The organism is Clostridium magnum DSM 2767, from assembly GCF_001623875.1.
GTDB lineage: Bacteria > Bacillota > Clostridia > Clostridiales > Clostridiaceae > Clostridium_AM > Clostridium_AM magnum.
Map to the genome: position 1 here is coordinate 23,622 of NZ_LWAE01000011.1, position 16,962 is coordinate 40,583.

The window sequence follows — 16,962 nt, forward strand, 5'->3', positions numbered from 1 at the left end:
TGCCACAATTACTCTATGTTACAATATTCTTGTATTAAAAATATGGAGGGAATTAAAATATGGGCGATTATACAAAGTTATGGACAGAATTAGGTGTAGATTTAGAAAAACACGATAAATTGTGTGCGGTTTTACCAGAATTATTTGGAGCAACTTATTTAACACAAGAAAATAGACCGGAAGCTATGAATTATTTTAATTTTGTTGTTTCAGAGATACATGGACTTAGGATACAGGAACTTGATGAACATAGAAAAAATGGCGGAAAAGTAGTGGGTACATTTTGTGTATTTGTTCCAGATGAAGTAATATTAGCAGCAAAAGCTATTGGAATAGGACTTTGTGCAGGATCACAATTTTGGATAGAAGACGGGGAAAAAGTGCTTCCAAGAAATATGTGTCCTCTTATAAAGGCTTTCATGGGAGCCAAAATTGGAGGGACATGCCCTTATTTCCAATCCTGTGATATGATAATTGGGGAAACTACCTGTGATGGTAAGAAAAAAGCTTGGGAAGTATTAGATGAGTATGTTCCAGTACATGTTATGGATTTGCCACAGATGAAAAGAACTAAAGACTACAGCAGATGGTCAGAAGAAATAAAAGATGTTATTAAAAAATAGAAGAGCTTACTGGAAACAAGGTTACAGTTGACAGTCTTAAGGAAGGTATAAAAATAGCAAATGCTAAAAGAAGAGCATTGAAAAGATTATACGATTTGAGAAAATACAAGCCATCACCAATAAGTGGTTTAGATGCTCTACTAATATCACAAATTGCATTTTATGATGATCCTCATAGATTTGTAGAAAAGTTAAACGAGCTTTGTGATGAATTAGATGAAAGAGTTAAAAACTCAAAGGAAAATGGAAAGAAAAGATTGATAATAACAGGAACACCAATGGCAGTACCAAACTGGAAGCTTCATTCGATAATTGAAAGCTTAAATGCAGAAGTAGTTGTTGAAGAAACTTGTACAGGAACAAGATATTTTGAAAATGAAGTATGTGAAGAAGGGGAAACACTGGAGGATTTAATTAAAAATCTAGCAGATAGATATTTAAAAATAAATTGTGCATGCTTTACTCCGAATACCGGAAGAATTGATGATATAATCAGATATTCAAAGGAATATAATGTAGATGGAGTAATAGACTTTAATCTATCCTTCTGCAATACTTATGCAGTGGAACACGGTTCAGTTGAAAAAGCATTGAAGGAAAAAAATATACCGATTATGCATATAGAAACTGATTATTCTACAGAAGACTCAGGACAAATAAAGACAAGGGTAGAGGCATTCTTAGAAATGATTTAAGCAGACATCCCAAATCTATGATTTGGTGATGGTCGCTTACTCTGCGAGTACTTCTCTGGCGATAGGAAGAGGAGTTTCATATAGGTTAGGTGATAAAATGGAAACAATAAGACATTACATACTTTTCCCTTCACATACTGAAGGAGTTAAGTTAGAAAACGCATTAAAGAAGGAAAAGATAAAACATACTATAGTTCCAACACCAAGAGAGCTGTCTGCATCCTGTGGTATATCTATAATGTATAATAAGGAAGACGAAGAAAAGATAAAGAACTTAGTAGATAGCAATAATGTAAAAACATCAGGATTTCACTGCGTAAAGAAAAAAATGGTGAACCCTTATCTATAGGGTTTCTAGGTGAAATTACATTGTTGTATATATAAAGTAAAGGTGGATTAGTTATGTTTTATATAGGAATAGATATTGGATCGACTGCTTCAAAGGTTTGTATTTTTGAAAATGAAAGTATAAGGGAAACCTTTGTTCTGCCTACAGGGTGGAGTAGTGTTGAAACTGCTAATATTATAAAAAATAGATTAGCTGAACTGGGAATAGATGAAAAAAATTCTAAAATAGTTGCTACAGGATATGGAAGAGTGTCTGTTCCTTATGCCAATAAAACAATTACTGAGATAACCTGTCATGGAAAAGGAGCTCACTATTTGCTTGGAGAAGATTGCACTGTTATAGATATAGGAGGACAGGATACTAAAGTTATTACTGTACAAAAAGGCAATGTAACTAATTTTACTATGAACGATAAGTGTGCTGCTGGTACAGGTAGGTTTCTGGAGCTTATGGCAAATACTTTAGGTTTCAGCATAGAGGAATTGTGCCGAAAAGCGCAGGAAGGTAGAGAAACTACCATAAGCTCTATGTGCACCGTATTTGCAGAGTCTGAAGTAATAAGTTTAATTGGCAGTGGCAAAAAAAGAGAGGATATAGCTTATGGTGTAGTTGATTCAATTACATCAAAAGTGAAATCTTTATGCCAGAAGCATTCGGATAGCTTTAGTTACTTTCTTTCTGGAGGATTAAGTGAAAACCCATATATTATTAATAAGCTTTCAGAAAAATTAAGTACAACTATTAAAACGGATAAATTAGCAAGATACGCAGGGGCTATCGGTGCAGCATTAATGGCTAAAACCATAAAATAAATAGTCAGATATAAAAAATCAATTAATATGATAAATATTTTTTAGATTATTAATTCAACTAAGCTAGGGTATAGGTTATGGAGACCTATATATCCTAGCTTTTATATTTATACCTAATTGTTAAAGGACTAAATGAAGTTTTTAGGATAATTATAGTATAAAAATTCTAATTTTGATAAAATAGAATAGAAAATATGAAGTGAAACGTGAATAAAATTAGAGTATTAGAGTGAGTAATTAATGGATAAATGGGAGAATTATATGGGAAAAAAGATATTAATAAATTTTATAAAAGAACACTTAGTATCCTATAGTATAGGTATAGTATTTATGTTACTTACCTCTTATATTCAAACTCTCTTTCCTAAAGTACTTGGAAATACAATTGATATTTTGAAAGTAAACAATTTCAATCCCAAATCAGTATATTTAAATCTTGTTTATATAGTGCTTATCGCTGTTGGTACCTTTGCAAGTACTTATGCTTGGAGAAATTTAATAATAGGAAATGGAAGGACTCTAGAATGCTATCTGAGAGAAAAGCTTTTTGATCATTTTCAGAAATTATCGCCTGAGTTTTATAATAAAAGAAAAACAGGGGACTTAATTGCATATGCAATAAATGATATAAACGCAGTGAGAATGACCTTCGGGCCTGCAACGTCAATGGCAATAAAAGGGATAGTTATATGTGTTATATCAGTTTATTCAATGGCTAAAACTATAAATTGGGGACTTACTATTTTGGTATTAGTGCCTATACCAATTATAATATTTGTCATGTTTCATATTGGTAAAATAGTTCGAAAGCGTTTTAAAAAGGTACAGGAGAGTTTTGCAGCTATTTCAGATAGGGTACAGGAAAATATAAGTGGTATCAGAGTAATTAAAGCTTATGTGCAGGAAGAGGATGAAGTTAAAAAATTTGAAGAATTGAATGAGCAAATGGTGGAATCAAATTTAAAAATGGTAGGTATATCCGCCTATGTGGCACCGTTGATTGAATTATGTTTCAGTATAAGCTTTGTATTAAACCTGATAATTGGCGGAAATATGGCTTTGGAGGATAAAATTTCTCTAGGACAATTTATTGCTTTTAATGGTTATCTTACTATGATAATGGCTCCTATAATTTCTATAGGAAGAATTATTACCATAGTTCAAAGGGGAATGGCATCCTTAGGTAGGTTAAATGAAATATTTAATGTTAACCCTGAGATAAAAGAAGGAGATAATTTGATAAAAGCTCCCATTAAGGGTACCATAGAAATAAAAAATTTATCCTTTTCATATCCCAATTCAAAAGAAATAGCTTTAAGGGATATAAATTTGATAATTCCTCAAGGACATACCCTAGGGATTATAGGAAAAACAGGTTCTGGTAAAAGCACTTTGATTAATCTATTGTTAAAAATGTATAATGTTTCAAATGAAAAGATATTATTTGATGGAATAGATATAAATGATTATGAATTGAATACATTAAGAGATAGTTTTGGATTTGTTCCTCAAGAGAACTTCTTATTTAATGCTTCCGTATCAGATAATATAAAGTTTTTTAAAGATACATATTCGAAGGATGAAATGATAAATGCGGCCCAGAATAGCTGCATTTATGAAAGTATTATGGGTTTGCCTAAAGGTTTTGATGAAATCCTTGGAGAGAGAGGAGTTAATATTTCTGGAGGACAAAAGCAAAGAATTTCTATTGCAAGGGCTTTAATAAAAAATCCACAAATACTTATTCTAGATGACTCTCTATCAGCAGTTGATACTATTACTGAAAAACAAATTCTAAAAAACTTAAAAACAATAAGGAAGAATAAAACAACAATAATAATAGCACATAGAATATCTGCAGTCATAGATGCTGATGAAATTATAGTCCTTGATAAAGGAAAAATATTAGAAAGAGGCACTCACTTAGAATTGGTCAAGAAAGGGGGGCTGTATTATGATATCCACAATGCCCAATCCCAAAACTCCTAAAACTCAAACTTTAAAAAGGCTTTTAAGATTAACATTACCTCATAAGAAAAAGGTTGTACTTGCTTCAATCTGTGTACTATTAGTAAATGCAGCTCAGCTGATAAAACCCTATATTTTAAAATTAGTAATAGATGATTTTTTAATAATACATGTGGAACAAAACAGTGTCTACTCCATAAAAACCATGGGAATATTATATTTTTTAGTAGTAGCCATGGGGGGATTTTTTTCAGTTTCTCAGGTGAATTTAATAAACAGAGTTGGACAGGAAATAATGAGGAATTTAAGAACTCGAGTATTTAAAACCATTCAGCTTATGCCACTTGGGTATTTAGATAAAACTTCTTCAGGAAAATTAATAACAAGAGCTACAAATGATGTAGAAGCTGTAAGTCAAATGTATACAGATATTCTGATTAATCTTTTCCAAGATATTTTTCTTATAATAGGTATAATTTATACTATGTTAATTATTAATGTACAGCTTGCTCTAATATCCTTTTGCGTGCTGCCTTTAATGTTTATAATAGTTTTTGTTTTAAAAACAAGAATAAGAAATAATTTTAAAAAGATGAAGAGTTTAATTGGAAAAATTAATGGTTTCATGACCGAAAATATATCAGGAATGAAGTTAATACAGATATTCCGTGTAGAAAAGGATAAGAAAAAAGAATTTTTAGAATTAAATAATGAGTATTATAAAGCCACATTATTTCAAGTTTGGATGAACAGCTTTTTTAGACCTGCATCAGAGGTCTTTCAGAGTCTAGCAATAGCTATTTTAATATGGTATAGCATGAGTAAAATTTCAAATCATACACTTGAAATAGGTGTGCTCTATGCTTTTACAACCTATATAAAGCAGTTTTTTATTCCTATATCAAACCTGGCAGATAGTTATGCAACTATTCAATCTGCTTTTGTTTCTTCCGAGAGAATATTTGAGTTACTGGATAGAGAAAAGTATATGGAGGATTTAGATAAGGGAATTTCAATGGAGCACATAGAGGGTGATATAGAATTTAAAAATGTGTGGTTTTCTTATAATGACAAGGATTGGACTTTGAAAAATATAAGTTTTTCTGCTAAGAAGGGACAAACCGTTGCCTTTGTTGGAGAGACTGGCGCGGGAAAAACAACTATTATTAGTCTTATAAGTGGATTTTATAAAATACAAAAAGGTGAAATTCTAATTGATGGAATAAATATTAATGACATAAAGAAAAGAGAGCTTAGAAAAAATATTGCAGTGGTACTACAGGATGTATTTTTATTTTCTGGAACTATTGAAAAAAATATTATATTAAATAATAATATTGAAAAAGATGTGTTAGAAAAAGCTATAGAAGCTTCTTATGTAAAAGAATTCATAAAGGATTGTCCTAAGGGAATATATGAACCTGTTATGGAGAGGGGAAGTACATTTTCGGCAGGCCAAAGACAGCTGCTTTCTTTTGCAAGAGCCATAGCTCATAATCCTTCTATATTTATATTAGACGAAGCAACTGCAAACATTGATACACATACAGAAATGTTAATACAAAAAGCTATAGAAAATGTTGCAAAGGATAGAACAACATTGATAATAGCCCACAGACTCTCAACCATTAGAAATGCCGATATAATAATTGTATTAAAGAGTGGTAAGATTTTAGAAATAGGTAATCATGATATGCTTATGAAAAATGGTGAATATTATAGAGGCATGATAATGGAAGGAGAAAAAGAAAATATATAATTGTAAAACAGAAATTGAACTTATACTCGGAGGTATGTTGCCAAACTTAATAATTGTTAAAAGCTTTTAGTAAGCTTACAGTTTTGGTAACATATCTCTATGTATAAGTTCAATTTCAAATGAGGAATCACAGATCACCAGCTACAATATAGATTAAAAATAAGTCTAAGTTCTATTTGAAAGATTGCTTGTTTTTCTACTGTTTAACTTCTGACCATATCTTATCAAGTTCTGTCACTGAATTTCCTATATCTCTTAAGTATTCACCCTTCTTCATTTCTGCTTCAGGAGGATATACTGCTTTATCTTCCATTATGTCTTTATCAATATATTGATGTGCAGTTACATTAGGATTTCCGTATGGGAAGTAATGAGAGATTTCTGCACTTATTTCTGGTTCCATTATGAAATTCATAAATAGTTCTGCAGCCTTTATATTTTTTGCACCTTTAGGTATTACAAAGTTATCTTGCTGCAAAAATAGTCCTTCCTCCGGAAATACGTATTTAACATTTTTATTTTCCCGGCTTGCAAGGCTACCCTCAGCTCCCCAGGCAAATATGGCCTTTGATTCTCCGTTTATAAGACTAGTTTTAGGACTGTCACTGTCGTAGGACTTTACATTTGCCTGCAATTTTTTTAGCTCTTCCTTTGCCTTTTCAAGGGCCTCAGGGCTAGTTTCATTTATAGAGTATCCAAGTTTTTTTAGTGTAATTCCAATTATAACCCTTTCATCGTCTAGTAGGGTTAAAGAACCTTTAAGTTCAGGCTTCCAAAGATCCTTGTATCCTTTTATAGTATCCTCAGGAATTTTTGAACTGTCGTAGGCTATAATTCCTGCAAGATACATGTAGGGAACACTGTATTTATTACCTTTATCAAAGGGTAAATTTAAAAATTCAGGTCCGATATTACTTAAATTAGGTAAAGTGCTTGTATCTAATTCTTGAACTAATTCCTGTTTTTTTAGTACTTCAACCATAAAATCACTGGCAACTGCAAGGTCATAATTTCCTCCGCCAGCCATCAATTTTGCCAGCATCTCTTCATTAGAGGAGAAGGTGCTGTAGTTCACCTTTATATTATAGGTTTGTTCAAATTTATCAATTACAGACTGAGGCAAATACTCAGACCAATTAAACACATTTAAAACCTGTTGAGGTTCACTGTTATTATGGGCAAAAGCAAATATTCCTCCGCCAAGACTTCCAACCATAACAAAAATTGCTGTTAATATAGCGCCTACCTTTTTCATATTTATATTTGCATTTTTTATTATAAGTGCAACAATAATTAATACCATTGTAAACAAAATTATTAAGGTTGAAAGAGCGTTAATCTCAGGGGTTACCCCGAATTTTACCATTGAAAAGATTTTTAATGGCAGTGTTACACTTCCAGGTCCGGCAACAAAAAAGCTGATAATTACATCATCTAGAGATAGTGTAAAGGCTAGAAGCCCTCCTGCAATAACCCCTGGCATTATTATTGGTAGAGTCACATGGAAAAAGGTTTGTAATGGTGAAGCTCCAAGATCCATTGCAGCTTCTTCTACGGACTTGTCAAAGCCATCAAGTCGTGTCTTAACTACTGCAACAACATAGGCTATACAAAAGGTAACATGTGCAATAATCAAAGATATTTTACCTAATGGAATTTTCACAATGGAGAAAAAGGCAAGAAGAGATATTCCCATAACTATCTCAGGAATAATAAGTGGAAGATATAATATGGAATCAAATATACCTTTTCCTTTAAATTTATATCTGTACATCCCAACTGAACATAAAGTTCCTATGACAACTGATAATATCGTACTTATTACAGCAACAATAAAGGAGTTTTTCAATGCTTCAAGTATTCCAGCATTGTGGAGTAAGCTTCCATACCATTTAAAGGTGAAGCCTGTCCATACTATATTCAACTTAGAGGTATTAAAGGAAAATGCAATAAGTATCATTATTGGTATATATAAAAACATAAATACTAAAAGCAAATAAGAAGATTTTAAAAATCTCATTCTATTATTTTTCATTACTATAATACCTCCTTCTTTTCTTTCTTTCCACCAAATTTTGAGTTATAGAAGATTACTGCAACCATAACAATTATCAATATAACGGATATAGCTGAACCAAAGGGCCAGTCTCTTGCTGTAAGAAATTGATTTTTAATAAGATTACTCATTAAGACTACTTTGCTTCCTCCCATAAGGTCAGTTATAAAAAATAGTCCAAGGGTTGGAACGAAAACCAAAAGAGAACCGGATAAAATACCTCCTTTTGTTAGAGGAAGAGTTATCTTCAAAAATCTTTTTACTGGTCCTGCACCAAGATCTGATGCAGCATCTAATATTCTCTTATCAAGCTTTTCGATGGATGTATATAAAGGCAGTATCATAAATGGAAACATCATATAAAGCATACCAATCATAACTGCTGTATTATTATACATTAAGTGAAGCGGTGCATTTATTAGTCCAAAATGTAAGAGTACTGTATTTATAATACCTTCTGTTCTTAATAATACTATCATAGCGTAGGTTCTAACTAGGGAGTTAGTCCAAAAGGGAAGCATTACAAGTAGAAGGAATAAGGGTTTTAATTTTTTATTTGAGTTTGCAATTATAAATGCAAAGGGATATCCAAATAATAAACATAATAAAGTTGTATATAGTGCAATTATAATGGAGTTTGCAAATATATCAATATAAAGAGGATTTAAAAGCCTTGTATAATTAGAAAGTGTAAATTGATATACTACATTACCAACATCGCCTCTAGTACAAAAACTTACTACTATTATTAAGAAAAGAGGCAAAACAAAAAATGCAAGCATCCATAGTATTGCGGGAATAATTGTAGTCAAATATTTTAAAATGGGATTTTTTGATGTCTTACTTTTCATATACCTGTCCCCCTTTATGCCTTAATAACTATAGTATGATCAGGTTTCCAGGTTACAAAATAATTTTTATTCTCATCTAGGAATTCAAAATTTTGTCCTATTGGCTCATTTACTACAATTTCTTTGCCATTCTTAAGAAGCATTACAATTTTAATATTTGAACCTATGTATATTTTTTCCTTCAACTTGCATTGAAGCCATACATCTCCTTCTTCAGGATTTAATTTTATCTTAATTCTTTCCGGTCTAACGGAAACAGTGAATTTATCACCTAATTCGTAATTCAAATTTGGAATTCTAATTATATCCTCTTCCTGTTCAAGCTGAAGTAAAACTTCACTTTCTTTTAATTTGAAAACTTGTCCTTCAAGTATGTTTGTCTCTCCTAGGAAGGTGGCTACAAATTTAGTCTTTGGTCTTTCATAAAGTTCCTCAGGTGTACCAACTTGCTCTATAATCCCATTATTCATGACAACTATTCTATCAGACATAGTAAGGGCTTCTTCTTGGTCATGTGTTACAAATATGAAGGTTGTACCAAGTATTTTTTGAAGATGCTTAAGTTCTAATTGCATCTGTTTGCGAAGTTTTAAATCAAGGGCGCCTAGAGGTTCATCTAAAAGCAGAACTTTCGGATTATTTACCATAGCTCTAGCAATGGCTACACGCTGCATTTGGCCACCACTTAATTGAGAGGGCATTCTATTCTCATAGCCATCAAGCTGAACCATTTTTAACATTTTATGTACCTTATCTTTAATCTCACTCTTTGGTGTCTTCTTCATCTTAAGTCCAAAGGCTATATTGTCAAAAATATTCATGTGTGGGAATAAGGCGTAGTTCTGAAACACGGTATTTACACATCTTTGATAAGGTGCTTTAGATGTAACATCTTCCTCATCAATTACAATTTTACCGCTTGTTGGTATCTCAAAACCTGCAATCATTCTTAAGGTAGTTGTTTTTCCACAACCACTTGGTCCAAGCAGAGTCAAAAACTCACCTTGTCTAATTTCCAGGTCTAGGTTTTTTATTATAGCCTCGTCATCATCAAAACTTTTACAAACATCTAACAACTGAACAAAAACATTCTTTGTCACACCGTAACAACTCCTCTTTTACTATATTTTAAAAAATAAAAAACTTCCATTGGCCACACTATGAAAACCAGTAAAGAAGTTGGAATATGAGCGTTGTAATTATACCCAATGTAGAATAATTATAACTGAAAAGTATAATAGCACAATAACCACCAAATATCAACAATATTTTCATGTAATTTTTCAAAATTTTTAGCATATAGTTTATGAGGAATTTTCTATTGAGTTCAGGGAATAGATTAACAAATATTTACGCATAATAATTTCAGGAGGTGATGTTAAGTGAACGGAAATACTGAACTGTTAAATTACATCTACCAAAACTCTGAAATGGGTCAGGATACGTTAAAACAACTAATGGTAATGGTAGAAGATGATGCTTTTAAGAAAACCTTAGAGTATCAGTATAATGAATACAAGAAAATATTTGATATATCAGATTCAAATCTTAAAGAAGTGCATAGAGAAGGGAAAGGAATAAATGTTTTGACTAAGGTTTCAACTTATATAATGATTAACATTAGGACTCTAACAAATAAGACGCCATCACATATATCAGAAATGCTAATTCGAGGCAGCACTATGGGTATAATAGATATTACAAAAAAATTAAAAGAATATAAGGATGCAGATAAAGAGATACTTGATTTAGGAAATAAACTATTGCAATTTGAACAAAGAAGTGTAAAGGAATTGAAGAAATTTCTTTAGTAAAGGATATATCTTCAACATTAATTATAGTGTTTCTAGGTGGAACTTTAACTTATACTACGGAATATGATACCAAACTTCAGCACGGTTAAAAACTTTTAATCATTCTAAAGCTCGTGTTTTATAAAATCTAAGAATCTTCGATAAACTCGCTTTGCTCAGACAATCGAATATTCTAAGATTTTATAAAACACTTCGCTAAGACTGATAAAAAAGTTTTTAAATGTGCCTTCAGTTTTGGTAACATATCCCTACGTATAAGTTAAAGTTCAAGCTAAAAACCATATAGGTAAGAGAGATAATTCTAAATTGAATAATTAATGTTGACGGCGTAATGGATATAACCAGTAAACTAAATGAGAAAAGAATCGATGGTAATAATGTTTTCTTATTATTAGTTCTGCATAGAATAGGACAGGTCACCCCTATAAAAACAAAAAGGTATTTATTTTCCAATTTGTTTTGGACAAACTACCTTAAAAATCCTATTGATAAGCTTTATGTATGTTGTATTATAATAACTGTCAGATGAATAAAAGTTCTTAAAGTTGAGTGTTTAAAATAGAATAACTTAACAAAATGAAGTGCGTTTATAAAACATTACCCAAGTGTTATGAGTTACAACAAGGGGGCGTATTGGCTTCGACGGGGGTATGTTGTATCTGAGAAGCGAGTCGAGGGAACCTGTGGGCCCGCGTTAAAAAACTATGGGATTAAAGATAAACGCAAACGATAATTTTGCATTAGCAGCTTAGTCTGCTACGTCCTACCTTAGAGTACCGCGACTTAGGATAGGGCTCCGACAGCGGTGAAACGAGCCTATGTAAGCTTTGCCACAGGAACGGGATTTATGAAGCTACTGAAACTAGAAGCCTGTCCTTAGGCGTCTGGTAGAGGGAACAAGTTGGGGACGGTCCTTTAGGCCCGTCGCCTAACGTTAATATAAGGACTGCACTCGGAGATGCTCAGGTATTACGACTTTCGGACAGGGGTTCGACACCCCTCGCCTCCACCAAATAAGAACTATAATATTGATACATATAGAAAGTCCTTGATTTCAAGGGCTTTTGATGTTTTTTGGCTGTAGTTTATATGGTGGTTAGGCTAAATTATTTCATCAAAAGTAATATTATATTGTAAAAATGAACCAGGGGTGTGCAAAAGGGTTTAAGGGGTGTGCATTTTTGCAGAAATACGTTAAAGTTAAGGCTTTGATTTTAATAGAAAAATAACTTATTTATAAACTTGAAATGACTTGCTATTTGTGCGATTCAGAGTGAACATAACAGTACCGAAATTATCGGCAGAAAGGGGAATTCGTCTTGAATCTACGGAAAGTAACTATTATACTGCCTACAAACCCAAATCATCGGAGTCGGTATTTGGGAACGCCGGAAAAAATTCATGTTGTAGGATATGCCCACGTTACTAAAGGGACTGGTGCTGGTGTGCAGATTCGAAAAAATATCAGACGACTCATTGCAGATCAACCGGAATGGGAATTGACATTTGTGAAAATAGACTACCGGGAGACTGAGAATCAAGAATTAACATGGCGAAGCTTTTTTAGCATTTGCAATGGGATCAGATTCAGATACCTTGACATTTTAATTATCCATTCTGCAAATGACCTAGAAGAAGTTTTCTATATTGTAGAATTTTTGTGAATTTAATAGTATATTACTTGCACATATGGTATAATTATGTATATAATTTATCATATTGGTACGCGTAAATAAGTAGACTAGTAAAATTATAATTAGGGGGAGATATAAAAATGAAAGTTAATGCTGCATTTATATTTGTCGCACCGGAGGCTGATTGTAAAGTTCATAGAACAGTATTAGATACACCTGTTGTAAATTTAACTGTAGTAGGGGTGAAAAATTATAGCGAGGCTGAAACAGTTGCAGTAGAGTTAGTTTCTCAAGGTATAAAGGCTATAGAACTTTGTGCTGGATTTGGAAATGAGGGGATAGCACTTATAAGTAAAGCTGTAAGAGGAAAAGCATCTGTTGGTGCTGTAAAATTTGATCATCACCCTGGATTAGGCTTTAAAAGTGGTGACGAGCTTTTTAAGTAATTTCAATTGTATATGTAGTAGCTTAATAAAAAACAACTAAAATAGGTTTATTCAAAAACCGTACTATTCAACAGAATTTTACGGTTTTTTTTGGCGCATTTCAAAATTTATGTTGACGTATTATAAATTTATGACAGATAGACTTTCTTAGACTAAGAATTTGAGGGATTTTTATTTGAGGAGGCTTAACTATTATGCAGAATTAGGGATATTTGCGTTAAGGTTTAGGTATTACGTATTATAGAGAGCAGATTCGCGTACATGGAACAGAAGTGTATGCAGAAATCCTATAACGGGAAAGATGTTGCCTTGGGTACAAGAAAAAACAGCACTAGCTTTTAGTGCTGTTTTTCATAGCAGACTATATTCTACTCAATATTGGTTGTTTATTTTATCATCTTATGTTAAGAGAGTAAAATATGTACACTAGTATGCAGAAATGATATGTTCATGTGGATATAACATTAAATTAGATGAGTTATGATTTTAGTAACTTGCCATAAGTAGCAAGGTTGCTAGTATATTGAAAACAGCAATGAAAATCAATTTAATGTTAGAGATATTTTCAATACATAACTAAATTTGTAGAAATAAAATACCTGTATAGTATTACATTTATATAAATCCTTAAGAGTAGAGGAAATGGGAATTAGTAGGTATAGTTTTTAATTTAGAGTTATAAAAAGTGAACCATATATGGATAATCAAATTAAAAAGAAGTCTTCTCCTACAAAAATAAAATCCATAGATCACCTTTCGTATGTATAATATTAAAACAACGCATACTTTAGATAATACTAAGAAAGGGGCTTTAAAATGGATCTATTAATGACAATATTATTACTGATGGTATGTTTGTTAATTTCAAATATCATTAGTCACTACATACCATCTATTCCTACAGCTTTAACTCAAATTGCTTTGGGTATGATTCTTGCATTTGTTTTTAAACATAATTCCTTTGAGATAGAAGAAGAATGGTTTTTTCTTTTATTTGTATCACCGATTTTATACAATGATGGAAGATATTTTCCTAGGGATGAATTATGGAGAATGAAATGGTCAATATTTGGGAACTCTCTCATACTAGTCCTTTTAACAACTATTGGAGGAGGATATTTCATTCATTGGATGATACCTGAGATTCCTCTTACTGCAGCATTTGGATTAGCAGCTATTTTATCGCCAACGGATCCAGTGGCTGTAAATGGAATTGCAAAACGTATTCACATACCTGAAAAAATATTAAATCTTGTTAGAGGAGAATCTTTAATAAATGATGCTTCGGGTATAGTAGCTTTTAATTATGCAATAGCTGCTGTAGTAACTAATTATTTTTCTTTAGGAAAAGCGATTTTAAATTTCTCATATGTATTTTTAGCAGGTGCAGTTTTAGGGTTGATTTTTGCTTTAATTTTGGCGATGGTAAGATTTACGTTATATAAAGAAGGAATAAATGATGTAATATTTCATTCATTGTTGCAGATATTGACTCCCTTTGGTATTTTTATCATAACAGAAGAACTTTTGCATGCATCGGGAGTCATTGCGGTAGTAGTCGCAGGTATAGTCCATTCATTAGTAAAGGAAAAAACAGAAATTAGGATAGCGGAAGAGCAAGTATTAACAGAAAACATATGGTCAATTATTTTATTTGTCTTAAACGGAATTGTATTTCTATTATTGGGATTAAATACTCCAGCATCAATGATAGAAACAATAGCAAGTCCCAATATAGGGAATTGGAGAGCTGTCGGATATGTTATTGCTATTGGAATTGCTATTTTAGTAATCCGATTTGCTTGGTCTTACTTCTCTGCTTATTGGGAGTATAATCTAAATAAAGCTAAGACTATTGAAGAACCGAATATAAGAATGGCTTTTTTAACCACTTTAACCGGTGTTCGAGGTACAGTTACAATGGCGGGAGTTTTATCAATTCCTTTTTTCCTAGATAATGGAGAAGTTTTTCCAGAGAGATCATTGATACTCTTTTTGACAGCTGGCGTAATATTATTTACATTAGTATCTGCAACAGTGTTTTTGCCGATTTTAAGTAAACAGGAATCAGCAGAAGGCGACAAAATTGATAATAACGACTTGAATAAAGCAAAGAGTAAACTTTTATTAGCTAGCATTAAATCTATTGAGTCAGAAATAAACGAAAAAAATGAAACTGTAGCTTATGAATTGATTAATGAATATAAGAGGATATCTCAAGATCATCGATTAGGGCAAGATTCAATTGTACGAGAGTTAGATCTTGATCAACGTAAAATAGCAGAAATACGATTAATAGCGCTAAAAGCAGAAAGAAAGTATATCTATGAATTAATGGATAAAGGTGAAGTAAATGAAGCAGTTTTTAAAGCTTTTGATAAATCTTTTGACTATAGGGAAGAAGCTTTCTTACAAAATACCCGTCAAGATACTATGTATCTTATAAGAAAATTAATAAGATGGTTGAGACGTTTTTATGGGAATCATGGTAAGCAAAAAGATATTAAACTAAATAATTTACGCTTAGTAAAAGATATTCAAATAAAAGCTTTTCAAGAAGCAATTAAATCCTTAGGGGAATATATGAAGAGTCATGAGAAATCAGAAGTTGCTCAGATGGTAATTTTAGATTATAAGAGTATGATTAATAGATTAAAAGGAAAAATTTTAAAATACAATGAAGAAAGCATAGAACAGAAGGAAGAGTTAAGAATAAAAGTAATGGACATGGAACGTTCAGAAATTCGTAAGATGTATGAGTTAGGGGAAATTACTAGAGAACAGTCAAATGAATTAAGAAGGTATATAAACTATATTGAGAGTGTGGTTTTGTATAAGCATGTTGAGTAAAATATAAATGGAAAAGGAGGAAAACGTATGAATTCATATGTGCTTAGTTTTCAGGAAATTGACAAAACAAAGCTTTCTATGGTCGGGGGTAAAGGTGCCAACCTAGGGGAACTATCCAGGCTTATGGGGATTCTAGTACCGGAAGGTTTTTGTGTTACTACAGAAGCATATAAAAAGATAACTTGAAATAATCAGGAACTTAACGATTTATTAGATGAATTATCGAATCTTAGAGTAGAAGATAGGGAAAAAGTTGGTGAAGTTAGCAAGAAAGTCCGCATGGTCATCGAAAATATAGCTATTTCTAAGGATATAGCAGAAGAGATCGCGGGGTATCTCACAAATTTTGGTGAAAAAGATGCCTATGCAGTACGGTCCAGCGCAACTGCAGAGGATTTACCGACAGCCTCCTTTGCCGGCCAGCAGGATACGTATTTGAACATTATCGGAAAGGAGGCAATCCTAAAGCATATCAGCAAATGCTGGGCATCGCTATTTACCGAGAGGGCAGTAATTTACCGCCTTCAAAAGGTCTTCGACCACCGTAAAGTCCACCTGTCTGTGGTTACTCAGAAGATGGTCTTCCCGCAGGCGGCAGGAATTTTGTTTACTGCCGATCCCGTCACTTCTAATAGGAAAGTATTATCCATTGATGACAGCTTCGGACTTGGTGAGGCATTGGTCTCCGGTCTGGTAAATGCTGATATCTATAAAGTGCGTAACGGCAAGGTTATCGATAAGAAGATATCCAGCAAGAAGCTGGCTATTTATGCCTTAAAAGATGGTGGTACGAAAGAACAGGAGATTGAGGCTGAGAGGCAGAATAGGCAAGCGCTGACAGATGAGCAGATGATACATTTTATATTGTCCAGAGTCGGCCAATCACTACTTTATACCCTATCCCTGAAGTAAGTGATGAAGAAAATCACGTTTATGTATCTGTAGGTCATCAACAAATGATGACAGACCCTATGAAACCATTGGGAATGTCTTTATTCCAGTTAACATCCTTTGGACGAAGGTTTAAAGCCGGTGGAAGGTTGTTTGTACTTGTCCATTTAGTACAACTAACGCTAAAGTGCTTTAAATCAAGGCTTCCATATAT

Annotated in this window: 10 protein-coding genes, 1 other RNA gene and 2 pseudogenes; 10 read left to right on the forward strand and 3 right to left on the reverse strand. The window is 32.5% G+C overall.

Annotated features, from left to right (window positions below; genetic code table 11):
- Positions 1-59: 59 nt before the first annotated feature.
- From CLMAG_RS26470 to CLMAG_RS26490, 5 genes and pseudogenes are all read left to right on the forward strand, one after another.
- Positions 60-1,318, forward strand: a pseudogene (locus tag CLMAG_RS26470) (double-cubane-cluster-containing anaerobic reductase).
- 97 nt (positions 1,319-1,415) lie between these two features.
- Entirely contained in the window at positions 1,416-1,667 is a 252-nt protein-coding gene (locus CLMAG_RS26475; RefSeq protein ID WP_066629976.1) for a putative Se/S carrier protein, read from the forward strand.
- A gap of 53 nt (positions 1,668-1,720) precedes the next feature.
- Positions 1,721-2,479 carry an acyl-CoA dehydratase activase gene (locus CLMAG_RS26480; protein WP_066629980.1) on the forward strand — a complete coding sequence of 253 codons (759 nt, stop codon included), beginning with the start codon at positions 1,721-1,723 and terminating at the stop codon, positions 2,477-2,479.
- 261 nt (positions 2,480-2,740) lie between these two features.
- On the forward strand, positions 2,741-4,468 hold the full coding sequence (locus tag CLMAG_RS26485) for an ABC transporter ATP-binding protein (RefSeq protein ID WP_066629981.1): 1,728 nt from the start codon (positions 2,741-2,743) through the stop codon (positions 4,466-4,468).
- The gene (locus tag CLMAG_RS26490; RefSeq protein ID WP_066629983.1) at positions 4,434-6,206 is read left to right on the forward strand and encodes an ABC transporter ATP-binding protein; all 1,773 of its coding nucleotides are present in this window, start codon (positions 4,434-4,436) and stop codon (positions 6,204-6,206) included. Before CLMAG_RS26485 ends, CLMAG_RS26490 begins: the two co-directional genes overlap by 35 nt.
- Positions 6,207-6,402: 196 nt before the next feature.
- Here CLMAG_RS26490 and CLMAG_RS26495 read toward each other — a convergent pair whose 3' ends face one another.
- From CLMAG_RS26495 to CLMAG_RS26505, 3 genes are read right to left on the reverse strand one after another with little or no spacing between them, the layout of a single operon-like run.
- Positions 6,403-8,241 (reverse strand): extracellular solute-binding protein, encoded by a 1,839-nt coding sequence (locus CLMAG_RS26495; RefSeq protein ID WP_066629985.1) that lies wholly within the window; start codon positions 8,239-8,241, stop codon positions 6,403-6,405.
- A 2-nt stretch (positions 8,242-8,243) separates the two neighbouring features.
- Entirely contained in the window at positions 8,244-9,113 is an 870-nt protein-coding gene (locus CLMAG_RS26500) for an ABC transporter permease (RefSeq protein WP_066629987.1), read from the reverse strand.
- 14 nt (positions 9,114-9,127) lie between these two features.
- On the reverse strand, positions 9,128-10,213 hold the full coding sequence (locus CLMAG_RS26505) for an ABC transporter ATP-binding protein (protein WP_066629989.1): 1,086 nt from the start codon (positions 10,211-10,213) through the stop codon (positions 9,128-9,130).
- Between the two features lie 282 nt (positions 10,214-10,495).
- On the opposite strand from CLMAG_RS26505, the gene CLMAG_RS26510 reads away from it, so the two are divergent.
- The 5 genes and pseudogenes from CLMAG_RS26510 to CLMAG_RS26535 form a co-directional block, all read left to right on the forward strand.
- Positions 10,496-10,924, forward strand: a complete 429-nt coding sequence (locus CLMAG_RS26510) for a hypothetical protein (RefSeq protein ID WP_066629991.1) — start codon at positions 10,496-10,498, stop codon at positions 10,922-10,924.
- A 627-nt stretch (positions 10,925-11,551) separates the two neighbouring features.
- Positions 11,552-11,939: a transfer-messenger RNA gene (ssrA, locus tag CLMAG_RS26515) on the forward strand.
- Positions 11,940-12,701: 762 nt separating this feature from the next.
- Entirely contained in the window at positions 12,702-13,007 is a 306-nt protein-coding gene (locus CLMAG_RS26525) for a DUF6506 family protein (protein ID WP_066629997.1), read from the forward strand.
- Positions 13,008-13,823: 816 nt separating this feature from the next.
- Positions 13,824-15,857 carry a Na+/H+ antiporter gene (locus tag CLMAG_RS26530; RefSeq protein WP_066629999.1) on the forward strand — a complete coding sequence of 678 codons (2,034 nt, stop codon included), beginning with the start codon at positions 13,824-13,826 and terminating at the stop codon, positions 15,855-15,857.
- 27 nt (positions 15,858-15,884) lie between these two features.
- A pseudogene (locus CLMAG_RS26535) lies at positions 15,885-16,906 on the forward strand (PEP/pyruvate-binding domain-containing protein); the annotation flags it as partial.
- Between the last annotated feature and the right edge of the window lie 56 nt (positions 16,907-16,962).